The sequence below is a fragment of the Methanoculleus sp. genome (assembly GCF_035363275.1).
Taxonomy (GTDB): domain Archaea; phylum Halobacteriota; class Methanomicrobia; order Methanomicrobiales; family Methanoculleaceae; genus Methanoculleus.
In genome coordinates this window covers 25093-48687 of record NZ_DAOSET010000018.1, presented here as the reverse complement: position 1 = coordinate 48687, position 23595 = coordinate 25093, and the positions used below count along the sequence as shown (strand labels likewise).

Annotated in this window: 34 protein-coding genes; 19 read left to right on the top strand and 15 right to left on the bottom strand. The window is 62.1% G+C overall.

Translation table 11 applies throughout. The features are described 5' to 3' along the window. The 3 genes from PLN84_RS05535 to PLN84_RS05525 form a co-directional block, all read right to left on the bottom strand. A partial coding sequence (locus PLN84_RS05535; protein ID WP_292559038.1) for an AAA family ATPase occupies positions 1-309 on the bottom strand: 309 nt, incomplete at its 3' end. Between the two features lie 113 nt (positions 310-422). After that, entirely contained in the window at positions 423-758 is a 336-nt protein-coding gene (locus PLN84_RS05530) for a type II toxin-antitoxin system PemK/MazF family toxin (protein ID WP_292386189.1), read from the bottom strand. After that, positions 743-940, bottom strand: coding sequence for a hypothetical protein (locus PLN84_RS05525; protein WP_292386187.1), 198 nt, complete (start codon positions 938-940; stop codon positions 743-745). The genes PLN84_RS05530 and PLN84_RS05525 overlap by 16 nt, the downstream gene beginning before the upstream one ends. Positions 941-1114: 174 nt before the next feature. Here PLN84_RS05525 and PLN84_RS05520 point away from each other — a divergent pair, with 174 nt between their 5' ends. After that, on the top strand, positions 1115-1348 hold the full coding sequence (locus PLN84_RS05520; protein ID WP_292386185.1) for a type II toxin-antitoxin system HicB family antitoxin: 234 nt from the start codon (positions 1115-1117) through the stop codon (positions 1346-1348). After that, positions 1345-1569: a type II toxin-antitoxin system HicA family toxin gene (locus PLN84_RS05515; protein ID WP_292386183.1), complete on the top strand. Its 225-nt coding sequence runs from the start codon at positions 1345-1347 to the stop codon at positions 1567-1569. The genes PLN84_RS05520 and PLN84_RS05515 overlap by 4 nt, the downstream gene beginning before the upstream one ends. A 54-nt stretch (positions 1570-1623) precedes the next feature. Here PLN84_RS05515 and PLN84_RS05510 read toward each other — a convergent pair whose 3' ends face one another. The 4 genes from PLN84_RS05510 to PLN84_RS05495 all read right to left on the bottom strand — a co-directional run bounded on the left by PLN84_RS05510 (position 1624) and on the right by PLN84_RS05495 (position 3304). Then, complete coding sequence (locus tag PLN84_RS05510) at positions 1624-1761, bottom strand: type II toxin-antitoxin system HicB family antitoxin (RefSeq protein WP_292386276.1); 138 nt, start codon at positions 1759-1761, stop codon at positions 1624-1626. A 542-nt stretch (positions 1762-2303) separates the two neighbouring features. Beyond that, entirely contained in the window at positions 2304-2675 is a 372-nt protein-coding gene (locus PLN84_RS05505; protein ID WP_292386181.1) for a DUF86 domain-containing protein, read from the bottom strand. Beyond that, positions 2672-2989, bottom strand: coding sequence for a nucleotidyltransferase family protein (locus PLN84_RS05500; RefSeq protein WP_348531964.1), 318 nt, complete (start codon positions 2987-2989; stop codon positions 2672-2674). Before PLN84_RS05500 ends, PLN84_RS05505 begins: the two co-directional genes overlap by 4 nt. A 78-nt stretch (positions 2990-3067) precedes the next feature. Beyond that, positions 3068-3304: a type II toxin-antitoxin system HicB family antitoxin gene (locus PLN84_RS05495; RefSeq protein ID WP_292386177.1), complete on the bottom strand. Its 237-nt coding sequence runs from the start codon at positions 3302-3304 to the stop codon at positions 3068-3070. Positions 3305-3412: 108 nt separating this feature from the next. On the opposite strand from PLN84_RS05495, the gene PLN84_RS05490 reads away from it, so the two are divergent. From PLN84_RS05490 to PLN84_RS05470, 5 genes are read left to right on the top strand one after another with little or no spacing between them, the layout of a single operon-like run. Further along, the gene (locus tag PLN84_RS05490) at positions 3413-3754 is read left to right on the top strand and encodes a transcriptional regulator (protein WP_292386176.1); all 342 of its coding nucleotides are present in this window, start codon (positions 3413-3415) and stop codon (positions 3752-3754) included. Further along, a complete protein-coding gene (locus PLN84_RS05485; RefSeq protein ID WP_292386175.1) occupies positions 3744-4274 on the top strand; it encodes a hypothetical protein in 531 nt (176 codons plus the stop codon). Before PLN84_RS05490 ends, PLN84_RS05485 begins: the two co-directional genes overlap by 11 nt. A gap of 1 nt (position 4275) precedes the next feature. Beyond that, entirely contained in the window at positions 4276-4386 is a 111-nt protein-coding gene (locus PLN84_RS05480; RefSeq protein WP_292386174.1) for a type II toxin-antitoxin system PemK/MazF family toxin, read from the top strand. 5 nt (positions 4387-4391) lie between these two features. Continuing rightward, positions 4392-4610, top strand: coding sequence for a type II toxin-antitoxin system PemK/MazF family toxin (locus PLN84_RS05475; RefSeq protein ID WP_292386172.1), 219 nt, complete (start codon positions 4392-4394; stop codon positions 4608-4610). 21 nt (positions 4611-4631) lie between these two features. Continuing rightward, positions 4632-5282, top strand: a complete 651-nt coding sequence (locus PLN84_RS05470; protein ID WP_292559039.1) for a phenylalanine--tRNA ligase beta subunit-related protein — start codon at positions 4632-4634, stop codon at positions 5280-5282. 93 nt (positions 5283-5375) lie between these two features. Here the strand turns inward: PLN84_RS05470 and PLN84_RS05465 are convergent, their stop codons facing one another. Beyond that, positions 5376-5774, bottom strand: coding sequence for a DUF3795 domain-containing protein (locus PLN84_RS05465; RefSeq protein ID WP_292559040.1), 399 nt, complete (start codon positions 5772-5774; stop codon positions 5376-5378). 700 nt (positions 5775-6474) lie between these two features. On the opposite strand from PLN84_RS05465, the gene nudC reads away from it, so the two are divergent. The 4 genes from nudC to PLN84_RS05445 are packed head-to-tail and all read left to right on the top strand — an operon-like array spanning position 6475 to position 9516. Then, entirely contained in the window at positions 6475-7317 is an 843-nt protein-coding gene (gene nudC, locus PLN84_RS05460; protein ID WP_292386165.1) for an NAD(+) diphosphatase, read from the top strand. Then, positions 7314-7934, top strand: a complete 621-nt coding sequence (locus PLN84_RS05455) for a flavodoxin family protein (RefSeq protein ID WP_292559041.1) — start codon at positions 7314-7316, stop codon at positions 7932-7934. The genes nudC and PLN84_RS05455 overlap by 4 nt, the downstream gene beginning before the upstream one ends. Next, positions 7931-8731, top strand: a complete 801-nt coding sequence (locus PLN84_RS05450; protein ID WP_292386158.1) for an EFR1 family ferrodoxin — start codon at positions 7931-7933, stop codon at positions 8729-8731. The genes PLN84_RS05455 and PLN84_RS05450 overlap by 4 nt, the downstream gene beginning before the upstream one ends. A 59-nt stretch (positions 8732-8790) precedes the next feature. After that, the gene (locus PLN84_RS05445; protein WP_292559042.1) at positions 8791-9516 is read left to right on the top strand and encodes a TetR/AcrR family transcriptional regulator; all 726 of its coding nucleotides are present in this window, start codon (positions 8791-8793) and stop codon (positions 9514-9516) included. A 37-nt stretch (positions 9517-9553) separates the two neighbouring features. Here PLN84_RS05445 and PLN84_RS05440 read toward each other — a convergent pair whose 3' ends face one another. Further along, complete coding sequence (locus PLN84_RS05440) at positions 9554-9715, bottom strand: hypothetical protein (RefSeq protein WP_292386153.1); 162 nt, start codon at positions 9713-9715, stop codon at positions 9554-9556. 201 nt (positions 9716-9916) lie between these two features. On the opposite strand from PLN84_RS05440, the gene PLN84_RS05435 reads away from it, so the two are divergent. Then, positions 9917-10309 carry a VOC family protein gene (locus PLN84_RS05435; RefSeq protein WP_292386151.1) on the top strand — a complete coding sequence of 131 codons (393 nt, stop codon included), beginning with the start codon at positions 9917-9919 and terminating at the stop codon, positions 10307-10309. A 242-nt stretch (positions 10310-10551) separates the two neighbouring features. Next, positions 10552-11457, top strand: a complete 906-nt coding sequence (locus PLN84_RS05430; RefSeq protein ID WP_292559043.1) for a 4Fe-4S binding protein — start codon at positions 10552-10554, stop codon at positions 11455-11457. A gap of 277 nt (positions 11458-11734) precedes the next feature. Here PLN84_RS05430 and PLN84_RS05425 read toward each other — a convergent pair whose 3' ends face one another. After that, positions 11735-12028: a hypothetical protein gene (locus tag PLN84_RS05425; RefSeq protein WP_292386147.1), complete on the bottom strand. Its 294-nt coding sequence runs from the start codon at positions 12026-12028 to the stop codon at positions 11735-11737. A 576-nt stretch (positions 12029-12604) separates the two neighbouring features. On the opposite strand from PLN84_RS05425, the gene PLN84_RS05420 reads away from it, so the two are divergent. The 4 genes from PLN84_RS05420 to PLN84_RS05405 all read left to right on the top strand — a co-directional run bounded on the left by PLN84_RS05420 (position 12605) and on the right by PLN84_RS05405 (position 16643). Beyond that, positions 12605-13195 (top strand): class I SAM-dependent methyltransferase, encoded by a 591-nt coding sequence (locus PLN84_RS05420; protein ID WP_292386144.1) that lies wholly within the window; start codon positions 12605-12607, stop codon positions 13193-13195. Between the two features lie 248 nt (positions 13196-13443). Beyond that, positions 13444-14817 carry a hypothetical protein gene (locus tag PLN84_RS05415; protein WP_292386142.1) on the top strand — a complete coding sequence of 458 codons (1374 nt, stop codon included), beginning with the start codon at positions 13444-13446 and terminating at the stop codon, positions 14815-14817. Positions 14818-14994: 177 nt separating this feature from the next. Then, positions 14995-15303 (top strand): hypothetical protein, encoded by a 309-nt coding sequence (locus PLN84_RS05410; RefSeq protein ID WP_292559044.1) that lies wholly within the window; start codon positions 14995-14997, stop codon positions 15301-15303. A gap of 104 nt (positions 15304-15407) precedes the next feature. After that, the gene (locus PLN84_RS05405) at positions 15408-16643 is read left to right on the top strand and encodes a PQQ-dependent sugar dehydrogenase (protein WP_292386138.1); all 1236 of its coding nucleotides are present in this window, start codon (positions 15408-15410) and stop codon (positions 16641-16643) included. Positions 16644-16666: 23 nt separating this feature from the next. Here the strand turns inward: PLN84_RS05405 and PLN84_RS05400 are convergent, their stop codons facing one another. From PLN84_RS05400 to PLN84_RS05390, 3 genes are all read right to left on the bottom strand, one after another. Then, positions 16667-16954 carry a VOC family protein gene (locus tag PLN84_RS05400; RefSeq protein ID WP_292386136.1) on the bottom strand — a complete coding sequence of 96 codons (288 nt, stop codon included), beginning with the start codon at positions 16952-16954 and terminating at the stop codon, positions 16667-16669. 190 nt (positions 16955-17144) lie between these two features. Further along, on the bottom strand, positions 17145-17762 hold the full coding sequence (locus tag PLN84_RS05395; RefSeq protein WP_292559045.1) for a hypothetical protein: 618 nt from the start codon (positions 17760-17762) through the stop codon (positions 17145-17147). Beyond that, entirely contained in the window at positions 17759-18409 is a 651-nt protein-coding gene (locus PLN84_RS05390) for a hypothetical protein (protein WP_292386132.1), read from the bottom strand. Before PLN84_RS05390 ends, PLN84_RS05395 begins: the two co-directional genes overlap by 4 nt. A 523-nt stretch (positions 18410-18932) precedes the next feature. Between PLN84_RS05390 and PLN84_RS05385 the strand changes: the two genes are divergently transcribed. Continuing rightward, positions 18933-19727, top strand: a complete 795-nt coding sequence (locus PLN84_RS05385) for an acetoacetate decarboxylase family protein (protein WP_292386131.1) — start codon at positions 18933-18935, stop codon at positions 19725-19727. Between the two features lie 11 nt (positions 19728-19738). Next, entirely contained in the window at positions 19739-20575 is an 837-nt protein-coding gene (locus tag PLN84_RS05380; protein ID WP_292386128.1) for an SDR family oxidoreductase, read from the top strand. 59 nt (positions 20576-20634) lie between these two features. On the opposite strand, the gene PLN84_RS05375 is transcribed toward PLN84_RS05380, so the two are convergent. Beyond that, a complete protein-coding gene (locus tag PLN84_RS05375; protein ID WP_292386126.1) occupies positions 20635-21087 on the bottom strand; it encodes a DUF1579 family protein in 453 nt (150 codons plus the stop codon). A 120-nt stretch (positions 21088-21207) separates the two neighbouring features. Continuing rightward, the gene (lon, locus tag PLN84_RS05370; protein WP_348531963.1) at positions 21208-23559 is read right to left on the bottom strand and encodes an endopeptidase La; all 2352 of its coding nucleotides are present in this window, start codon (positions 23557-23559) and stop codon (positions 21208-21210) included. Positions 23560-23595 lie beyond the last annotated feature (36 nt).

Below are 23595 nucleotides of genomic sequence, written 5' to 3'. Positions count from 1 at the left end.
GATGCTCCGGTAGACCGTGAGCGGTGTATGGTCGTGGCGGCAGTTGATGTGGGCCGGGACGACCTGCCGGGTCTCCTCCCGGATCATGGAAAAGATCCGGCGGACGGTGGTGGTCTTCCCGGTCCCCGGTGGCCCGCGGAGGATGGCAGAGAGGGCGCTCCCGCCCCGGAGCGTGGGGCTGATGAGGAAGGCGAGTTCCCTGATCTGGGCGTCACGGTGGTGGAGGTGCTCGGGGACGAACGTGAGCTCGAAGATGTCCGGGTCCCTGAAGAGGGTCTGGTCGCTACGGAGAAGAGAGGAATGTGTCATAAAAGAGACTGGAGAAGAGGTAGTAGATAACGAGGAGCCGTGCGCGGGTTGGGAGTGAAGGGGGACACGAAGGCCGTATCTGCAGGTTCCCGGCGGAAAGTAGGGGCAAGAAGTTAACCTGCCTGCAAGATCTCAATGATCCGATCGGTGACCGACATGACGGCCAGGTCGTTGAGACGTCCAGCTCGATAAAGAATCAGGTCGACACTGGCAGAAAACAGCCGGTTCGGCCGGATATTGCTCGGTTTGTGGAGTGTTCCCTCTGCAAAGTCGAGGTCGGTAATACCGACGGCGTAGCGATCCCGGACCTGCTGACTCGTGATCTGGCAGAGAATTACATCGTCTCCTCCGGGCGCCGCAACGACAAGGGCCGGCCGCCGCTTCACCGTCGACAGATCCGAGAAGGGAAACGGCACAACGATAACATCTCCCTTTACAAATCGCTCCACGCCTCGTCCTCCTCGGGCCGGAGCCAATCTTTCCGGAGCACGGGCTCGCTCGCGAGCGCGGTGTCGGGGGCGGCCTTCCTGCGCCGGGACTTGAGGAACCGGATGAAATCGAGCACCTCACCGTATGTCCGGGGCGGCAGGTCATCGAGCTCGCTGATGATCTCCTCTTTTACCTGAGTCATGGCAGCCTCACCTCTGCGGTCTATGATCCTCTGGTGCTTCAATCTACATATCTCTGTCTGAAGAAAGGTCATTTATCGGGGTGATCCATGCCCCTCTGCGAGCCGTACCTACTGCAGAATCACCGCCATAACCCCTATATAGTCTCGTGGACAATCCTCCACAGGAGGGATCGCGTGTCGGAAACTCGTCTCCGTTATACGGTTCTTATGGAACAAAATGAGGATGGAGGGTATACCGTAACGGTACCGTCCCTTCCGGGATGTGTCAGCGAGGGGTCTACCTGGGAAGAGGCGCTGGCGCATATCGAGGAGGCGATCGCAGGATACGTCGAGGTGGCCAGGAAACTCGGCAAACCAATCCCGGTTGAGGTCTCCGTTCCCTTGAACACGAGCAACGCCGGGACATGAAACTTCCGAGAACCACCGGTGCAAAGGTGGTCGGTGCTCTCAGGAAAGCCGGGTTCGAGGTGGTCGGCACCCGGGAAAGCCATCACTACCTCTATCACGCGCAGCGTGACGTCATCGTCACTGTTCCCGTGCATCCCAAACAGACCCTTGCGCCCAGGACTCTTCAGACGATTCTTTTTCAGGCCGGGATCACTGTCGACGAGTTCCGGGCACTCTTGTAGTCTGTTGCCCGTTCGTTCTCCTGCCGGTTCCCGGTAGAAAGTAGCGGCAGGAGGTTACTCTGCCTGCAGGATCTCGACAGCCTCCCGTGCCATCGCTATCGCCTCGTCGACGGTCTCTCCGGACGTGACGCAACCGGGGAGGGCCGGCACGGTGACGGTATATCCGCCTTCCGGCTCCTTCCGGAGGAGGATACGGTAACTGACAGGTTTTCATCGCATCACGTCCCTGCTCATGATGATACACTCCCCGAGGATCTAAGAGGTCTCCGTGCGTGTACCACCTCGCCCGAATCACTCACCGCGGAACGGCATCTGCGAGGTCGTAGATGAGAATGTTTGTATCGAGCAGGTACCGTTTCATGTCCGGTCCCACTCGTCCCGCAGATTCCGGACCTCAGCCTCCAGGTCGAGATCCAGGTCCCGATATATCCCCCGGTATCTCGCGGGCTCGGCAACCCCGACAGGTCTGTCTGCAGGTTTTCCGGCGGTCAGGCTCTCCTAGAGGTCAATGGGCACGATAACGTCGGTCTTCCTGCCTTCTGCGGCACAGATATAGTGCATTCCCATGCCGGACACTCCAGATTATGCGTATGTGAGCGCTCCGGACAGATTATAGTTGTCCTGCTCTAACCCCTTCATTGAGGGGTCATCCATTTCTCTCACCTCACGCTCCAGGATAAACGCTCCCTGATGCCCCCGTTGCCGTAGGGATCCCGACCGTGAGGGCGAGCTGCTCACGGATCCAACGGAGACCCGCTCGCGGTCAGGTCATCGCGGAGGGCCTGCATCGCGGATCTGAGAGGGGGGAGATCATCATGGATCGTCCTCCAGATGATCGCCCTGTTGATCCCGAAGTAGGCGTGGATCAGTTTGTCGCGCATACCGGCCATCTCGGTCCAGGGGTTTCCGGGATAGTTCTCCCTGACCGATCGGGGAATACACTTCGCCGCCTCGCCGATCACTTCCAGCGCCCGCGTGACCGCGTAGACGGTCTTGTCGTCCTCGGAGAACTCCTCATACGACATGCCCCGGGTGAAGATCTCGATCTTCTCGACGGCATCAAGGATATCGTCCAGGTAGTCGAGCGTGCTACGCGGGGCCGTCATACGTAGATAACCTCTTTTAAGATGCGGCGGCCGATACGGGGCTTGAGCGCGCTCCTTTCGACAAGATCCACCGGTCTACCGAGGATCTCGGACAGGTGCCGCTCAAGCCTGAGAAACCCGAAGATCCCCGGCACCTCGGAGAACTCGACCAGGATGTCCACGTCGCTTCCCTCGTGCTCCTCGCCACGCCGGCACGAGCCGAAGATGCCGATGGATCCGACGTGGTAGGTCTCCTCCAGGTGCGCCTTGTTCCTTCGGAGAATGCCGATGATCCTCGCACACTCCCCGCCGGCCTCGCGGGTGACGGTATCCATTCCTGATCGGGATATGCGTCTTCCTCTCTAGTATAGGTATCCCGGGGTACGCCGGTTCACGGGGTCCGGCCCGGGCGTTCATCCCGGGACTTCGACGGTGAGCCTGTGTTCCAGGCCACCCTTCTTCGGTCGGAATCTCTTCCCCCTCTCCCGCAGGCTCTCGATATAGACCTCGAGGGCCTCCCGTGCCATCGCTACCGCCTCATCGATGGTCCCCCTGAGCGTGACGCGAGCACGGGCGAGGGCCGGCACGGTGACGGTGTACCCGCCCTCCGGCTCCTTCCGGAGGAGAATGCGGTAGCTAGCAGGTTTCATCGCATCGGGTCCCCTGTAAGAACACGGGGCCCGTTGACACTTAAGGAGCACCGCCCGAACCCTTTATCACCCCGGACTCCAACATCTACTCAAAGTTGAAAGTTGCCTATGCCTGACGATCTGATAGCAATCGTGGAAGAGTCCGAGGACGTGAACAGCGCCCTCATCTCCCGGGTGCGCCTGGAGATACTCTGGGCGCTCTCCGAGCTCGGCGAGGACGGGGCCACCGCACGGCAGCTCAAAGCCGGGCTGAACCTGAGCGACGGCGTGCTCTACGCAAACCTCAAGAAGCTCGTCGAGATGGGATACCTCCGCTCCGAGAAGGTGACGCTTGAGGAGAAGGAACTCGACCTCTACGCCATCACCCCGGAAGGGCTCGCCGAGTGGCAGCGTGTCCGGGGCTGGCTCTGCAAACTCCTGGGCTGCGCAGGTGATCACTGTGGACGATAGAAGCAAAGTCATTGCCTGCTTCCGGGAGGCGGGGTTCCGGATGGACAAAGACCTCTTCGAGCACCGGCTCATCGCCCAGAAGCTCGTCTACCTGCTGAAACTGAAGGGCATCGAGTTCGCGTATCCGTTTCGCCTCTACGTCCGGGGACCCTACTCGCCGGACCTTGCACGGGAGTATTACCAGCACGCCGACGAGTTTTCCCGGTGCGAGACGGCGAGCACACTCTCCCCCGCCGAGGCGGATTCGGTTGCCGAACTCACTGCTCTCTTCGACAAAAGCCCGTCCCTGCTTGAGATCGGGGCGACCTACGGGTATCTGGCCTACGAGATGCACCAACCGCCACAGCAGGCGTACCGGACTGTCAGGAGGATGAAGTCCTTCTATTCGAGCGAGCAGATCGTCAAGGGTGTCAACCGGGCGAAGCAGTACCTCTTCGTCCCCACCGATGAGGAGAAGGCGGCGCTCGACGCCGAGTTAGAGGAGTGGCAGCGGGCCAGTATCCGGTCGATGAGGCATTAGGATGCGCCGGAGCAGGGGCGATATCTGGTTCGTCGATCTCACCGACGCACGGGGGCACGAGCAGAGCGGGCTTCGGCCCGCCGTGATCCTCGCGTCGCCTACGGGGGTATAACCATCGTGGTCCCGCTGACGACGACCCCGGCGGCTTTTTCATTCCCGCACATCCATGGCATCGAGAAGAGTGCGGAGAACGGGCTCTCCTCCGACAGTGCTGCGCTGGTCTTCCAGATTGTTGCTCTCTCGCAGGACCGTTTCGTCAGGAAGATCGGAGAGTGCGCGGCCGAGGATATGGAGGCGATAAACGTCATTCTGAAAGACCTGCTCTCGCTGGGATAGCAGGCAGGAACGGTACGAACTATGAAGATGCATAAGGAGATTCTTGCCGCCTTCCCCGGTCTCTCGGTTGCGGAGGGTGATGTCGGACCGCTCTCGATTCAGGAGAAGAGCCCGCGCCTGGAAGCCCTGAGAGACGAGACCGTCCAGTCAATAAGAGAACGATATACGCTGGAGAGGATCAAAGATGAACCTCTCTTCAGGGCGTACAGGGACTTCTTCTGGAAGGTGGGCGTCGATCCGACCAAAACGCGGCCCGCCTCGGAAGCGCTGGTGAGAAGGATCCTGGCCAAAAAGATGCTCCCGGCGATCAACACCGCGGTGGACGCCTATAACCTGGCCTCGATTCGCACAGGCATACCCATCGCCGCGTTTGATGCCGATACCCTGGCCGGGGACCTCTCTATGCGGTTTGCAGAAGAGGGCGAAGAGTTCCTCGGCATCGGGATGGCAGCACCCGTCATGCTCCATAAGAACCAGGTCATCCTGACAGATGACGACGAGATCGTCGCCGTCTACCCGTACCGGGACTCGGATGCAACAAAGATTACCCTCGCCACAAAGACGGTACACATTGTGGCATGCGGCGTGCCGGGGGTTGAGAGAGAGAAGGTGCATTCGGCATACGAACTGGCTGTTGCATACCTGCAGGAATACGCTTTGGGCACCCGGTGAATCTTCGACCACCGTCTATTGCCCGGCAACCGGGATGGCCGGGGGAAGCGACCGGAGGTCGACCTGGAGAATAGCGCGGGCGGTGCTCCCCCCTCACCACGCCCGGCCGCAGCGCGGGCAGCGATCCCGGTGAACGGAGAGGATCGAACCGCACTGCGGGCATCTCCAGCGGACCTCCTCCTGCTCGACGAACGCCGCGACGCCCCGCTCCTGGATATCGCGGAGGTTCTCCAGCATGCTCATCCGGTACTTTGTCGTGTAGCGCTTATCAAGGCGTCTCAGCCGCGGGCAGGGATATCCGGCGCAGTCGTAGCAGTAGTCTCCCGTGCGGTCTTCGCAGGTCCTGATCCTGCATCCGGCGCAGTACCGGGGCAGTCTGCCGGCATCCTCCGTCCGGCAGCCGGGACAACGGTTCTTCTCCCGGAGATAGCCGATGCAGAGCCCGCAGTTCATTCCGCAGGGGGCGATCAGGCCGGGAGAGAGGGGGGTCATGATCTCCCGTATGATCGCGGCAGGGCAAGAACGTTCTCTTTTGGGTCCGCCTCAGGACGAAACGGAGGTGACCACCAAGCACCGCACGTATCCTCCTTCATCGGAGACCTCGACCGATGACCCGCCCGAGGATGATCGTTCCCGCACACCCAGGGCGTCGAGGCCTTTTTGCCCGGGTGCCGCCGTATCCGTGCCGGTTCTTCCCGGGACGTGCCCGCAGGAGGTGCGTCCCGGACCGGCGGCGATGTACGTCGCATCCCGTATGACGCAGCGCTTGACGGTGAGACCCGGTGCTCCGAGTTGCCGCTGGAACCCAGCCCGGATAGCAGCGTCTCTCAAGCGATTCTCATCGGAGACAGTCATCTTCGGAACGTCTCGCCGGTTTGAGGGCGCAGGGGGCCCACCCGGGCGAGGCCTTTCCTGCCGGGGCCCTCTCCCCGCCTTCACCCGGACGCGACATGAGTTGTGTGCATGCTCCGCCGTACTCCAATATTTAAATATCATAACTAACAGTTACTAACTAACCGGCAGTTATAATATAATCAAGGGATGTACTATTGGTGAGACTACCTTCGGGCAGCCTGGAGATACGCCTCCCGGTTGGGGGAGGGATGGATCAGATAGAGACTCAACGGAGAGAAATCCCGTGGGAACGTGTATAGAAGGGAAAAACTCGGAGTCACGGGAATCGGGGGCTATCATGGAGCATAAAGCAACATTTGCAGTCAACTGCCTGCACAGGCAGTACCCGGAACCGGACCGGCTCCCGGACGACGCATGCCTGGTGTTTGTCCGCGACGGGGGAGTCTGCGTCAGGAACGGCAGCGCGCCGACTATCTTTGAGGGAGTATGCCCGGAAGGGCTGAAGAGGGATGCCCAATATCTCGGCCACCGGGGACCGGTTGCCTGTTATGCCGTCGAGGTCCCCGGCGACCTGCCCCTGCCCGACGGGCTGGCACATTCCGGCGTACGCGAACTTGCCGGCCTCATCCCGGACGAGGAACTTGCCGTTGCCGGGCTTGCGGTTCAGATCATCGATTACGACAGGAACACCCGGTTCTGCGGGAGGTGCGGCACACCAACAGAACCTGCACGGACCGAGCGGGCCAGAGTCTGCCCGTCCTGCCACCGGATCGTCTATCCCCGGCTCTCCCCGGCGATCATCGTGCTGGTAAGAAAGAACGACGCCATCCTCATGGTCCGGGGAGTCAGGGCGCCACCCGGCAGGTACAGCCTCGTTGCCGGTTTTGTCGAGCCCGGCGAGACGATCGAGGATGCCGTGCGCCGCGAAGTCCGCGAAGAAGCGGGGATCGCGATCAAGAATGTCCGGTATCGTGCAAGCGAACCGTGGCCGTTCCCCGATTCACTCATGATCGGGTTCGTCGCCGAGTACGACGGAGGAGAAATTGTCCCGGACGGTGTTGAGGTCGAGAGCGCCGTATGGGTTGACCGCGACCATCTCCCGGCTCTTCCTCCGAGACTCAGCCTGACCCGTGCGCTCATCGACGACTGGGTAGCGTCGCAGGGTCCGGAACAGGAATGAAGGCGGTGAAAGCGATGAAGAGACTGAACGTCGTTGCATTCAATGGCAGCCCCCGGAGAGACGGCAACACGTCCATCCTGATCCGGCGTATCCTCGACGAACTTGAGAACGAAGGCATCGAGACGGACCTTGTCCAGGTCGGCGGGCAGATGATCCGGGGATGCACCGATTGCCGGAGATGCTTCGAGAACAAGGATCTGCGGTGTGTCGTTGACGACGACATCGTGAACGACTGTATCGAGAAGATGGTCGAGGCCGACGGGATCATCCTCGGCTCCCCGGTCTACTTCCTCGACGTCACGTCCGAGATGAAAGCCCTGATCGACCGGGCAGGCGTGGTAGCCAGGGCAAACGACGGGCCCTTCCGGCGCAAGGCGGCAATCGCCGCGGCAGCGGTGCGGAGATCCGGGGCAAACCATACCGTCGATACCCTGCTGCATTTCATGCTCTACAGCGGGATGACGGTCACGGGAGCCCCGGTGATCGGCATCGGCCGGGATATCGGGGACGTCCGGAGAGACGAAGAAGGGATAGCAAGGGCAAAAGAAGCCGGAAAGAACATGGCCTGGCTGCTGAAGACGATCGCGTCCGCGGATCAACCGGAGGAGACCATATGAAGATAGATTCGCTGAAACTGGTCTGTTTCTCGCCCACGGGAAGATCAAAGACGGTCATCCAGGGTATCGCACGGGGAATCAACCACAACATGGTGGAACTCATCGACATCACCACGCCGCAGGCAAGAATTAAGCCGCTGGAGACGTCGGCAAATGAACTCCTCATCGTTACAGTCCCCGTGTACATGGGAAGGGTGCCGGCCCTCTTGATGGACTGGCTGCAGGCGATCAGGGCCCATGATACGCCTGCGGTAAGTGTCGTCGTCTATGGCAACCGGGTGTATGACGATGCACTCATCGAGTTAAACGATATGCTGGTTCAGCGTGGGTGTAGGGCGATCGCCGGGGGAGCATTCATCGGGGAACACTCGTTCTCCAGCGCCGGGACGCCGACGGCAGAAGGCCGCCCGGATGCAGCCGACCTGCACCTGGCAGAGACGTTCGGGCGAAAGATACGGGAGAAACTCGAGGCCATTCCATCAGTCGACCGGATCCCTGACGTAGCGATACCCGGCTGCTGCCCCTACCGGGGAGACCCGACGCTCTGGACGGTGGACTTCATCGCGGTCAGCGATGCGTGCACCCGGTGCGGGACCTGTGCGGAGGAGTGCCCCACGGGCGCGATCGATCCGGACGAGGGTTACTCGACCGACCCGGAGAAGTGCATCACGTGCTGTGCCTGCATCAAACGCTGTCCCGCGCACGCGAGAACGATGAAGTCCGGCCTGGTCTGGGACGCTTCGGTGCGGTTGAGCACGTTGTATCGGGAGCGCAAGGAGCCCGAGTACTTCCTGTGACGGAATATTCCTCCCGGCAGATGGGGAGTTCCAGGAAAGGGATCTGGTGAAGCGGAAGTATGGGAATCGCCGAGAGAAGACGACGGGAGAAAGAGCAGCGAAAAGCCGAGATCATCGATGCAGCCGAGCGTCTCTTCTTTGCCCGGAGTTACGAAGACGTCTCCATGGACGATATCGCCCACGAGGTCGAACTGAACAAGGCCACCATCTACCTCTACTTCAAGAATAAGGAGGCCCTCTTCGCGACGATCGTCCTCCGCGGTGTCCGGATCCTCACGGAGAGATACACCGAGTGCATGGAAAGAGAGGTTCTCGGCATCGTCAAAGTGGTCCTGATGGGCCAGGCGTATTACCGGTTCTCGCAGGAATACCCGGACTATCTTCGGCTCATCCACTTCTACGGGTCCGAACGGTTCTCGAGGGAGAACCCTTATGCTGCAGAGATCGGGAAAGGCTACGGCACCTGCCGCCGGATCCTGGCGGATGCGATTCGGGAGGGGATCGATGACGGGACGATCCGACCCGACCTCGATCCGTTCCTGACCTCGATGTACCTTATGATATCCTTCATGGGCATCCTCTCCCTGGAGAACAGGTGGAAGCTGGTGATTGAGGCGGAAGGGTTCAGCTACGAGCAGTTCGCGAGCGAGTTCTTCCGGTTCATCACGCCGGCCATCGCTCCCGACGGGAGAACCCACAGCACGGACCTCAGGGACTTTGAATCATCCGGATTCTTGTTGACCGGACCTCCGGCACTCAAGAAGGAAAAGAGGAGGCAACCTTAATGTTAGCCTTTCACCCGGCCGACCGGCACGCTTTCACTCAGACGCTATCGGCATCCTCGTCACATTCGAGGATGAACGCTCCCTGATACCCGCACTGCTTACAGTGATAGAGCGTCGCGTACAGGCCACGGGCATCCCAGGAGATCTCGGTGCTCCGGCATACCGGGCAGCGGAGAACCTTCCGGGCCGATTCGCTCATACACTCTCTTGAGAGCCCCCAGGATTTGACGGTATCGCATCTCCCCGGCCCAACCCCGGTCGGGTATGGCGCCGCGCCTGACGGTGAGACCCGGCGCTTCGACCGCTGCCGGTGCGCTGATCGTCTGGGCATGAGAACTTCGTCCTGATTCGGGCTGATCAGTTGCCAAACGTACATATAGTTCTCCGGGTATGGACGGTTATGAAGATCATACTGACCAGCATATTTGTGGACGATCAGGACAGGGCTCTGAGATTCTACACCGATGTGTTGGGCTTTGTGAAGAAAAGCGATGTTTCTGCCGGAGAGTACCGGTGGCTTACCGTCGTCTCCCCCGACGATCAAGGCGGGACCGAACTTCTGCTTGAGCCGAACGCCAATCCCGTAGCGCGGGCATACCAGAAAGGAATCTATGAACAGGGTATCCCCGCCGCGTCCTTTGGTGTTGAAGACACCCGTGCGGAGTACGGGAGACTGAAAGGGCTGGGTGTGAAGTTCACGATGGAGCCGACGGAAGTTCTCGACCGGGTGACCATAGCAGTCTTCGACGACACCTGCGGCAATCTCATCCAGATTCAGACGACGCCTGAATGACCTCTTTCGTTGGAGGCATCCCCGGAGCGGGTGAAACTCTGGATACCGCCCGCGAGCACGCCGATCCACAAGCGGTGCGATGCGGCTTTGCCCCACGGGAGCAGGTTTCTCCTCCTCCCGCCTTCCTACCCAGGAGTCGGCCGTGGAGCATGAACCAGAGCCTGATTGACGGCGTTCAAACGAACTTCCGCTCACAAGGTTGATACCCCTGCAGGCATCCATATACTCCAGGGAGCGCCGGGATGGATCTTGCAACGTTCTTTGAGGATGAGGGAGTCGACGTCTACTGCTCGGTCGGCATCGAGGCGCTCAGCGACGCGGACAGGACAGCGGTGCTGCAGTTCCTCCCGGCCGCCCGGTCCGTGATCGTCTTCGGAAAGGAAGTCCCGGTCCCGGTATACCGGCTGCCGCAAAGGGAGAAGACCCGCGAGATGCTTCGGATTGCAGAGCGTCTCGACAACGCTGCCCTACGGCTCGCCGGCTGCCTCGAGGCGGAGCAGATCCCGGCCCGGCCCGTCCCGCTCTATCTCCCCGTGCGGCTTGTCGACGGGAAGGTCCAGGGCGTCGTCCGCATGAAGCAGATTGCAGCGGCCGGGGGGCTTGGAGAGATCGGGAAGAACACCCTCCTCCTCAATCCCCGCTTCGGTTCGCGGCTGCTCCTCGGCGGTGTCGTGACCGCGTCCCCGGGTCAGAAGACAGGAAAGAGAGCCGGACCGAGCGGCGCTCCGCTCTGCACGGGGTGCGGAGCCTGTACCCGGGCGTGCCCGAACGGAGCGGTGGGACCGGACGGCGTCGATGCGTTTCGGTGCCGGACCGTGCGCACCTGGGTCCCGCCCGGAGCAGTCCCGGTCGTGAAGTGGCTGATCCGGCGGCAGGTGCTGCTCAGAAGGATAGCCCCGCTTGCGCCGGCGGTCGCCAGGATTGCAACGATCCGGTGCAGCCTCTGCGTCACCGCGTGCCCGGCATTTCCGGGAGGGGCCGAGGAGGAGAATTCCCGCCCCGACCTATCGGGGACTCCCGTGACGTCTGCCGGCGCAAGCGGCAGCACCGGCAAAAGAGTATCGTCACCGTTCCGGTGCCCTCCGGGGCACCTCTTGCGCCCGGGACGCTCCGGACGATCTCTTTCCGGGCCCGGATACCGGCGATGAGTTTCAAGCGCTCCTGTGCCTTCCCGGCTCGTGAGATCGGGGAGAGGGGCGTAACATCCGGGCCGGCAGAGTCTCGACCATCTGCGCCGGTGCCTGTCGCCCGGCATCCGGAACAGGCACGCCACAGGGTCTACTATTGTTGTAACGGCCCAGTCTTCGGTCGAAAGCGTGTTTTTCTCTCGAATGGAAGCAGCGATTGGTCTCCGGAGCAAACGAACAGAAGAAACGGGAAGAATGCGGGGCATCCTTCCACTGTGGTGGCTGCTGGATGAGATTCCTACTTCCTGCAGTTCTCGCCGGTTCCGTCCTGCAGCCTGAGCTGGTCACGGGTCTGATCGCCGTCACCTGTCGCTACAGGGGTCGTCGTGCAGGACCCATCGCGGAGTTGATCGCGGGTCTGGTCAAGGTCTCCGCTGCAGATACCGTTGCAGGCATACTGGCAGCCGGGGCAGTCTTCGTTTGCATTGCCGGCTCCTCCGGACCACAGAGCCGCAGCGCTCGCCGGTATGGCAAACGCAAGCAGAACCAGAAGAACGGCTCCAAGCCCGAGGGCAATCGTTCGCTTGGTCATGTTGCTTCCCCCCTGCGGTTACCGGATCTGCCCGGCACCGCTGTACCCTGATTGACATGGGTATGGCATAAGCACCTACCATGGTGCGAGTCGGATCATTGAACCGGATGGTTCAATATACTGGATCCCGGGGCACGCAAGAGTCTCTACGGCGGCTTATGGGCATATTGCAGCATAGCGTCGTGCCCCGGGCACTCCCTCCCCCGGTACTGCACCCCCATGTCGAACCAGCGGTTCACCTCCCCTAAAAACACTGTGCGCGCCGGGTCTCCGTATGCTGCTCCCTGGTGCCGGCCAGGACTGCTCCGATCAGCCGGCGATCCGCTCTTCCCGAACGCCCTGGTCCCGCTGAAAAAGACGTTCCACTACGTTACGCATCTTGCAGCATTCCGGCCCAGACCGGTCCGGCCTTTCCCGCTCTACCTCCCCGTGGGGCTTTTCGACGAGAAGGTGCAGGATGTCGTCCGAATAAAGCAGATTTTAGCAGCCATAGGGAAGAGGGGGAGGGATAAGACCCGGATCTCTTTGTCCATCCGTTTCCAACGGGTTAAGTTACTCCGGGATCCATTATACCACATGGATATCTTCGATTCGGTCTACCGGAGCACGCCGCCCTGGGACATCGGCCGGGCCCAGAAGGCGTTCGTCGACCTCGCCCGGGCAGGAGAGGTTACGGGCTCCGTCCTGGATGTGGGATGCGGCACGGGGGAGCACGCCCTCTTCTTTGCAGAGAGAGGCCACGAGGTGCTCGGGGTCGACACCGCTTCCCTTGCGATCCGGACGGCGAAGGAGAAGGCTGCGGCACGGGGGCTCCGGGCGCCGTTCCGCGTCTGGAACGCCCTGGACCTCGCCGGGCTTAAGCGGACGTTTGATACCGTCATCGACTCCGGCTTCTTCCATGTCCTCCCCGACGAAGACCGGCCCGTCTTCGTAAAAAGCCTCGCAGCTGTTCTCGAACCCGGCGGAAACTACTTCATGCTCTGCTTCAGTGACCAGAACCCCGGCGAATACCCGCTCCCGAGGAGGATCACGCAGGAGGAGATCCGGGAGACCTTCCGCGAGGGCTGGCTCATCAACTACATCAAGCCGGCGGTCTTCGAGAACGTCGTCCAGCCCGAAGGGCACCATGCCTGGCTCTCGTCGATATCAAGGATAGGGCAGGGCTGACAGGGTCAATTCTGCCGGGGCACGCCGCCTCCAATCCTCTCATCGTCGGCGCTATCCCTGAAATCCCGGAGCACGTCAGCCTGAGTGCGACGATTTGGCCTGAATACGTATCTCAAACATCCCCACTGTTACCCCCGGTATTCCGCCACAAAGGCGCTGAAATTACCATAGCGCCACATCCAACCGCGATACATTTGCGAGTGTTTAAATGCCCACTTCTGCAATAAAATCCTGAAGGAGAATCTGGTATGACCGTCAAGAACATCCTGATCGTCGCCATTGTTGCGCTGATCGTCGTTGCCGCAGGGGTCATGATTGCATTTGCCCCCGGCGAGACCGAACCGACCCCCGGCACGATCGTGCCGGTGCAGAAGGTGCTCACGCTGGACGAGGCAAAGGCCCTCGCGGCGGAGATTGCAGGGCAGATCGACGGCGATGCTCTTGCCGCGCTCAAGCCCGGCGACGAGAACACGTCGGCGTACATCGCCATCCACGACCGGCTCAACGCGTTCCGGGACGAAAACCCCGAGATCGTCTACATCTCTACGATGCGCAAGGTGGAAAACGGCACCGAGCATATCGTTGATGCAGACTACGGCAGCACCGGTGCATACGCAATCGGTGGCGGGTACCGCGCTGTGAAACCCGGAAACCCGTATCCCACCGGCTTTGAAGAACCCTTCGCTGAGGTTTACTCCGCCGTGTACGGGTATGCTCCGGTGAGGAACGCGGCCGGCGCCGGCGTCGGGCTGGTCTGCCTCGAGCCGAACGGGTCGATCGGGCAGGAGAGGCTCGAAGCCCTCGCGGTGGAGGTTGCAGGCAAGATTGACGGCGACGCTATGGCGGCGCTCAAGCCCGGCGACGAGAGTACCCCGGCATTCACCGCCATCCGCGATGAACTCAACATCTTCCGGACCGCAAACCCTGAGATCTTCTACATCTACACGATGCGGAAAGCCGGAAACATCACCGAATACGTCGTGGATGCGGATTACGGCAGCGACAACAACGCCCTCGCGATAGGCGAAGGCTACACCCTGACGGACCTCGACACCGTCTTGCTTGCCGGCTTTGAGGAACCCACGGCTGAGATCTACAGTCTCATCTGCGGGTATGCCCCGATAACAAACGCGAGCGGCGCCAGCGTCGGGATGGCAGCCATCGAAGCAGGGAACCCAATCACGCAGGAGCGGCTGAAAGCTCTCGCGGTGGAGGCTGCAGGAGAGATCGACGGCACCACGATGGCGGCACTCAAGCCCGGCGACGAGACGACCCCGGCGTTCACCGCCATCCGCGATGAACTCAACACCTTCCGTGACGCAAACCCCGGGGTCGTCTATGTCTACACCATGCGCAAGACCGAGAACGCCACCGACTACGCCGTTGACGCAGACTACGGCAGCGCGTACGCGGCCGCAATAGGCGACGTCTACGTGCCCACGGAGGAGGACGTCGCGTTCCTCGCCGGCTTTGAGGAACCCTCTGCTGAACCCGGGTTCTACATCGATGAGTGGGGCAACGAGACCGCCACCATCCTCTCCGGGTATGCCCCGGTCAGGGACGCGACCGGCACCGTCGTCGGGCTCGTCGGCGTCGACATGGGGTTCGTTCACGAGTCATAGACTTCCGGAAATTATCGGGATGGGGGGGTGAACCGCCCGTCCCGGTGCGGCAGAGGGGAAGAACCCCTTCACCGCCCCCGGCACATAACCCTTTAAAAATCGTTTTTTTGCTCATGGCGCGGGCACCGCTCCCGGTCGTTCCGGAAAGAATAACTCTCCCGGCAGCAAGGACGTAGCATGGACCGCACAACTTCCCGGGCGGACCGGTGCAGCACAGGATCGCCGGTGCCGAAGGGAGACCGGATGGCTCTTCTGAAGGAGATCGCCGCGTTCACCCGCGAGCATGCGGATATCATCGCCAGGTATCACCTCCATACGATGGACGACCTCAAACGGATCGAAGAGGAGTGCTGGAGGCTTCACGACGAGGCGTGCAGCAGGGGCGCCTGCGGGAGCGCCGGGGAACTTGTGGAACTCGAGTACCTCATCGGCCGGGCAAAGGAGATGAAGGCGAAGAGGATGGAGGGGGAGCGAGGGCCGGGGTGATCCCCCTGATGCGTCGTTATCACGAGGGTCTGACCCGGCGGATCCGTACCGCCGGGTACCTTTAAATGCCTCTACCCGATCCATCCTCCCGGAGTGAGGAGATCGTGCCAGACATTCTTCTTCCCGGCGCCGCCCCGGAACGGGTGGGCCTCGAGTTCGTCACCGGAGGATTCACCATGCCCGTTGCGCTGGCATCCCCGGACGACGGGACAGGACGGCTCTTCGTCGCCGACCTCCCCGGCGTCATCCGGGTCATCGACGCCGGCGTTAATGAGCCCTTCCTCGATATCACCGGCCGGGTTGTCGACCTCCGCACCGGCTACGACGAGCGCGGGCTCCTCGGCCTCGCGTTCCACCCGAAGTTCAGGGAGAACGGCAGGTTCTTCGTCTACTACAGCGCCCCGCTCCGGGACGGGGCGCCGGAGGGCTGGGACCACACGAGCAGGGTATCGGAGTTTGCCGTCTCCACGCCCAACCGGGCGGACCCCGGGTCAGAGCGGATGATCCTGGAGGTCGACCAGCCCCAGGCCAACCACAACGGCGGCTCGATCGCTTTCGGCCCCGACGGTTACCTCTACATCCCGCTCGGTGACGGCGGCGGCGCAAACGACGTCGGGAGAGGTCACCCGCCGGGAGGGAACGGGCAGGATATCGAGACGCTGCTTGGGAAAATTCTCCGGATCGACGTTGACGGCGAGAAACCCTATGGTATCCCGGCGGACAACCCGTTCGTCGGAAGAGAGGGCCGGGACGAGATCTACGCTTACGGTCTCCGCAACCCCTGGCGCACGGCCTTCGACGCCGGGGGCGAGCACCGGCTGTTTGCCGCCGATGCCGGGCAGTACCTCTGGGAGTCGGTGAAGATCATCGTCCCGGGCGGCAACCACGGCTGGAACCTCAGGGAAGGCAACCACGCCTTCGACCCCGGCAACCCCCGCGAGTCGCCGGCGGACGCGCCCCGGACCGGCCGGCGGGGCGAGCCACTGATCGACGCGATCATCGAGTACCCGAACGCCAACCAGCCCGGCGGCATCGGGGCGGTCGTCATCGGCGGCTACGTCTACCGGGGGAGGGCGATTCCCGCGCTCGTCGGGCGCTATGTCTTCGGGGAGTGGAACCGGGCGGGGACCGATGGGGACGGGATCATCTTCAGTGCGACGGAAGATCCCGGCGGCCAGTGGGATTTCACCGAGGTCGAGGTGGCCGGGAGCCGGACCGTCGGGGCGTATGTTCTCGCGTTCGGGGAGGACGCGAAGCACGAGCTCTACGTCCTGACCGCAGAGGAACGGGGACCGGTCGGGGAGACCGGTCGGGTCTACCGGCTCGTGCCGGCACCCTGATCCGGGTTTTGTTGAATGCGAGTCTAAAACTTCGTAAGGTCCTCCCCGACACCCCGCATGGCCGTCTCGAAGTCCCGCATCCGTGCAAAGTCCGGCGTGGAAAAGACCAGACGGTAGCCGTCGGGGTCGCTCACCACGACGTCGCGGGTGTTCCAGGGCCGGTCCACCGGGCCTTCGATGACCGCACCGGCCTCTCTGATCCTTGCGGCGAAGGCGTTGAGTTCGGCGATCCGGTCAACCGGATCGCCGGAGAACGCGAGCGTGATCGTGACGCCGCGGCCCGGCTCCCTGCTATCGTCTCTGCAGGGCACGAGCAGGATGTCCTGGTGCTTCAGCCGCCGGACGTGCGCAAGGTGTGTCCTCGGTCCTGCATTCGGTAGACCAGGGAGAACCCCAGGACCCGAACGAAGATGTAATTGTCGAATCTCTCCGGCGCACGGGGGCAAGAACTTCCTGAACGTCGCCCGAAGGGCGGGGAACGAGCGTATCGTAAGCCCCGGACTACTGGATCTTTAAGAGGATAGAGACCAGCACGAAGAGGAGGAGGCCGTTGATCACGACGATCCCTGCGATGACCGTGCCCGGAGCGAGGCCGGGCACGAGCATGGTTATGCCGAAGGTGATCGATACGACATTCAGCACCGTCTGGGTGACCAGCAGCTGCTTGAGGAGGTGGGGAAGAGCAACGGGCTCGGTAGGGGGGTTCCTGAGGTCGTGCAGCATCGAGAGGAGTCTCTTTGTCAGGAGGACCGCTCCGCCGGTGATGTTCAGGAGGCCGAGGAGGACCTGGATCACGCCGGTCAGGAGCCCCGGGACAATGCACGAGACGGCACCCATTGCGGCAAAGACGATCCCCGTGGCCATCAGCAGCCGGGAGCGCCGGTACTGGCCTACCGGGGTATCCCCGAGAGCCAGCATCTGGATGGCCATGATGACGAGCAACAGGCCGAGCTGACCGTCCGGGGAGAACGGGAGCACCCCCTGGTTTACGGGGAAGAGCAGCAGCCCGAGAAGGACCAGGAGGGTTGCGACCGGGAGGACGATCGCAACCGGGAGGGGAAGGGAGACCTCGCGGAACAGGCCGGTGCCGTCCTTTTGATAAAGACCGTTCGGGGTCATTGCGATCCCACCTGAGCCTTCGTCTCACTCGGGGGGTACACCCGGGAGACCTTCTGGATGCACCAGGAGAGGTAGAAGAAACTGATGCCGTAGACGATGAGGAGGACCGCTGTCTCGCGGTCGGTCGTGATGCCGGGCAGAAGCGTGACCATGCCCAGGATTATCGACATGACATATACAAGGATACAGGCGAGCGTCAGCTGCCGCAGGATTCCGGGAACCTTCAGCCATATCCTGGCCTTCTCCGCCGAGAAGAACAACTGGAGAAGGAGAGCGATCCCGCCGGCAAAGAGCAGTACTCCGACAAGGCTGCGGACCAGTGCGCTCACCGGGCCGGGAACGAAGCAGGCAAGCATCCCGATGACTGCCGTGCTGATCCCGATGATGATGATCGGCCACGAGCGGCGGAGATCCCCGAACGGGGTCTTCCCCATCGTGATGATCTGAAACGCGACGATCACGAGGAAGAGGCCGTAGGTGCTGTCAGGGGAGTACGGCAGTTCTCCCGTGTGAATCCTGAAGAGAAGCAGACCAAAGATGAGCATGAAGACGCCGAAGACGAGCAGGATGACGACCTCAAGGGAGATATCCAGCTCCTTTCCTGCCGTTGAGTCTGCTCTTCTATTCCGTGGGCTCTCTGGCGTCAATTGAATCTCTCCCTCAATGGATCCGATAGCAGGGGTCCGTGTACGAACTATCGGATAAATAATTGGTTTAGCGTTCAGGGTTTATTTATAGCTAGATGTTCGGGTACTGTCTTCCCCGGGTCCTCGCCGGCAAATCTCACCCCCGTGTCGTCCCGGAACACCGGTGGCAGGGAGGAGACGGTCGATCTGCCCTCCGCCCTTTGACGAGCGCTCCCCGCGCGCGGGGAGCCGGGGGGTTATATCAGGTAGTGTTGGGGTTACTGTCGGGGAGCCGGGGGAAGTCATGTTTATATTCCGGGCGGGATTCGGCACGGTTCCGTGAAACCTTATGCCGCCGGGGCGGCACGCTCTGGCGCTTCAAAGGTTCCCCCCGGCGTTATCGTGACAGTGGCCTCTTAACCGCTCCGGCGCCGTTTCCTGGCCTATATCCTGACATTTTTACCAAAAAATTCCGGCGAGTTGACGGTGCAAAGATCTATAGGATTATATACATTGAGCTGTTATGGCACAGATAGGGAAGCCTATGTTCCGACCGCAGGACGACTGTACCTACCTGATGCCGATCCACTTCGGGGGCGGCAAATTCGACCCGGAGACCCTGGTCACGCAGAGGACCACGGCTCTGTCCATAACTTACGGGACCGAGAGAGACCTTCTTGAAAACTACATCCCGGAAGGATTCGAGCTCCTGGCGCCTGAGGTGCAGGTGGCGTTCAACAGATTCACCGAGATCAACTGGCTGCACGGCGGCCAGTATAACCTGATCAACGTGGCGGCACCGGTCAGGTTCCACGGAAAGAAGGACGAACTCGACGGCGCCTACACGCTGGTGGTCTGGGAGAACAAGACCGCACCCATCCTCGGAGGGCGGGAGCAGACCGGTATCCCTAAGATTTACGCGGAGATCGAAGACCTGCATATCTCGAAACCCCATTACGCGACGTCCGTCAGTTACGAGGGGAACACCTTCCTCACCATGAACTTCGAGGCCGCCGGCCCGGTCACCGGGAAGGAACTGGAGGGGCTGAAGTCGCAGTTCGCGTCCGTGAACACCCTTGGCTGGAGGTATATCCCAAAGGTCGGGGCTCCGGGAGCAGAACTCAGCCAGTTCGTCCTCTACCCCCAGGGCATCGGGGTGGAGACTCTGCAGGTCGGAACGGGGAGCCTCACATGGATCGAACAGACCCCGATGCAGAATCCGGTCCAGTACTACATCATCAACAGCCTCGCTTCCCTGCCCGTAACGAAGATCACCCAGGCGGCGCTGATCGAGGGAAACGCCGTCCTTCATGCCATGGGCGCCAGGGTCATTGAGTGAAGGAGAAGAAGATGGCTGATTTAAACTATTATAAGGACAAAGTCTGCATCGTCACCGGTGCGAACTCAGGGATTGGATATGCGATCAGCGAGGAGCTCGCAAAGAGGGGAGCAATCGTCTACATGGCGGGACGCAGTCCGGAGAAGATTGCAAAGGCCGCAGGCGAGCTCTCTGCCTACGGCGACCGGGTGCGCCCGCTCATCATGGACGTGACGAAGGAGGAGGATGTGCGGAAGGGTATCGAAGGGGTCGTAGCGGAGGCGAGCAGGCTGGATATCCTCTTCAACAACGCAGGCGTCGGGGGGACCATCCCGTTCGAGATGGCCACCCTCGAGGACTGGAAGACGATCATCGACACCAACCTCTGGAGCGTCATCTACGGGGTCCATGCCGCCGTGCCGATCATGCTCGAGCAGGGGTTCGGCCACATCGTGAACACCAGTTCGATAGCCGGCATCGTCCCTCCCCCGTTCCAGGCGCTCTACTCCCTCACGAAGTACGGTGTCACCGGCCTTACCGAGTGCCTGAAGTATGAATACGCCGAGAAAGGGCTCCACTTCTCGACGATCTGCCCGGCGAACATCGCGACCCCGATCTTCAACAAGGGGATCGACGGACAGGCACGCGGCGACCTGAGAATCCCCGACGACGCGTATCCCGCCGATAAGGCGGCATCGCTCATCGCGGACAGGGTCGCGGAGCACAAAGGGATCATCGTCGTGCCCGAAGAACCCTACACCGATCTCTGGAAGGGCTACATCCTCGACAGGCCGGAGATCGAAGAGTGGTTGCAGAAGATGGCACACGACCGCAGGGTGGCGTTCGAGACGGGCGGGACGTATTTCTGATACCCTGCCCTGCTCCGGCATCCGGGGAATACCCTATGGCTGCACCGCGTGGAGCCTTTTCATCCCTTCCGCCTTCTCCCCACCGAGTCCATGACGGGGCCGGGCTTGCCCCCCACCCTCGTCTCCGACCGGATGCGGAGGGTGTCGGCGGCCTCCCAGGCGGCCGTGATCGTCTCTTCCGCCTCCCCCGGATCGCTCCAGTGCAGTTCCAGGGTATCCGCGTCCTTCCACCTGCCCGTATGGTCGTGCGTGCTCCCGTCGGAGCCAGCGCCGAACATGTGGACCGTCCCCTTCTCGCGGTCGTAGGTCCAGAGGTCCGTCTCCTCGTAGGACTCCCCGCCGATGGTATACTTGAGGTCGCTCTGGATGCCGTACCGGCCGGCCACCTCCCGGACCGTGGCCGTGCCCGTGCCGGTCATCGTGCTGCCGTCAGGCATCTGCAGGGTCACGTCGAGGTCCCACTCCCCCACGAACCGGTCTCTGAGCCGGTCCAGACCTTTCGGATCTTGCATATCATATCCCCGGCCCCCGACTGACGCCGCGATCCCAGATAAGTTTGCGTCCCGTATGAGGAGAAAAGTGAACAATCTTAGTAGTGCCCGGGAGAGGGGGGGGTGGGGGTCCGTCCCCGCTCAGAGGTTGTGCGCCGGAACGAACCGGTCGCCCGCATAGTGGATGACCGGGCCCGGCAGCGTGACATCGAGCGCCTCGCGGAGGACGTCCTCGATGGTCCGGACCGGGACGAAGACGAGGTCGGTCCTGACGTCCTCGGGGACGTCCGCGAGGTCCTTCTCGTTCTCCTGCGGCAGGATGACCTTCCGGATCCCTGCCCGGTGAGCGGCAAGGACCTTCTCCTTGATCCCGCCCACGGGGAGGACGGCGCCGGAGAGCGTCACCTCGCCGGTCATGGCGGTCGTCGGGTCGACCGTTCTTCCGGTGATGAGGGAGGCGAGGGCTGTAAAGAGCGTCACGCCCGCCGAGGGGCCGTCCTTGGGGGTCGCTCCCGCCGGGACGTGGATGTGGATGTCGCTTCCGAAGAAGTCAAAGCCCGGTGCAACGGCCGCAAACCGCGACCGGATGAGGCTCAAGGAGATCTGCGCCGACTCCTTCATCACGTCGCCGAGCTGGCCCGTCAGGGTGAGCTTGCCCTTGCCGGGCATGAACGTCCCCTCGATGAAGAGGATGTCCCCGCCGACAGGGGTCCACGCGAGGCCCGTGACGACGCCGGGCGGGTTCTCCTTCCGCACCACGTCCTGCCGGACCGTCTCCTTCCCGAGGACCTCCGGGAGCAGGTCCGCCGTCACGATATACGGGAGGGCGACGTCGCCTGAGACGATCTTCGCCGAGACGTACCGTGCGGCACGGGCGAGCTGCTTCTTGAGTGCCCGGACGCCCGCCTCGCGGGTGTAGCGGTCGATGATCACCGTAAGGGCCTCGTCCTCGAACCGGAGTTTCTCCGTATCGAGGCCGTGCTCCGCGAGGGTGTTCGGGACCAGGTGGTCCTTTGCGATCGCGAACTTCTCGTTCTTCGTGTAGCCCGAGATCTCGATAAGCTCCATCCGGTCGAGGAGGGGCGCCGGGATCGTCGCGAGGCTGTTTGCGGTCGCGATGAAGAGCACGTCCGAGAGGTCGTAGGGGACCTCCAGGTAGTGGTCCGCGAACGTGTTGTTCTGCTCGGGGTCGAGGACCTCGAGGAGGGCGCTCGCCGGGTCGCCGGAGTAGGAGACGGCGAGTTTGTCGACCTCGTCGAGGATGAAGACCGGGTTCTTCGTCCCGGCCTTCTTCATCCCCTGGATGATCCTGCCGGGGAGCGACCCGACGTAGGTCCGCCGGTGCCCCCGGATCTCCGCCTCGTCCTTGACGCCGCCGAGGCTGATCCGGACGTATTTTCTCCCCAGTGCGTCGGCGATGCTCTTGCCGAGGCTCGTCTTCCCGGTGCCGGGCGGGCCGGCGAAGAGGAGGATCGAGCCCTGCTTCTCCTCCTTGAGCTTCATGACCGCGAGGTGCTGGATGATCCGCTCCTTGACCTTCTCGAGCCCGTTGTGGTTGCTCTCGAGCACCTGCCGGGCCTCGTTGATGTCGATGATCTTCTTCTCCTCGACCGTCCAGGGGAGGTCGAGCAGGAGGTCGAGGTAGTTCCGGATCCCCTGGCTCTCGTGGTGCTGGCTGCCGCCGGATTCAAGTTTCTTCAGCTCCGCGAGCGCCTTCTTCCGCACCTCTTCAGGCATCGTCGAGCGCTCGATCCGCTCACGGTAGCCGTCTTCGCCGGAGGAGCCGTCGCAGCCGTTGAGCTCGTCCTGGATCACCTTGAGCTGCTCGCGGAGCATCGCCTCGCGATTCGCCTTGCCGACCTTATCAGAGGTCTTCTTCGCGACCTCGATCCGGATCTCGATCCCCTCCTTCACGCGGGTCAGGAGGTCGAGGAACGCGGTGTATCGGCCGCGGACCGAGGCGATCTCGAGGAGTTCCTGCTTCTCCGCAAGGTCGACGGGGAGAAACGGCATGACGAACCCCATGATCTGGTCGATGGAGTCCATCTTCTCAATCGGCCTGGTGAACTGCTCGGAGCCCTGGAAGTGGCCGCTGACATCGCGGATGACCGCCCGGATCTTCGCGAGGAGTTCCGCCCGGGTCCCCTCGTCGAGGTCGAAGTGGTCGGGAACGGGTTCGCAGACGGCGGAGAAGAGCCCGTCGGCCTCAATCAGCCTCGTGGCCTTCACCCTCGCGACGGCCTCGCCGAAGATGAGGTAGCCGTCGTTCGCGGGCTGGACGTGCGCGATCTCGATCAGGCTCCCCACCGGGTAGAGCGAGTCGGCCGAGGCTTCCGAGGGGTCCGTGCCTTCGCGGGCCGCAAGACCGACCGCATAGGTCGAACCGGCGCTGTTCACCGCGGCGAGCAGCATCTTCCCGGTCGCGGGGCCGACCTTGAACTTTGTCCGGCTCTTCGGGTAGACCACGGCCTCGAAGAGCGGTATGACCATCATTTCTCCGGTGATATCGGGTTGTGGTGAGTGCATGAT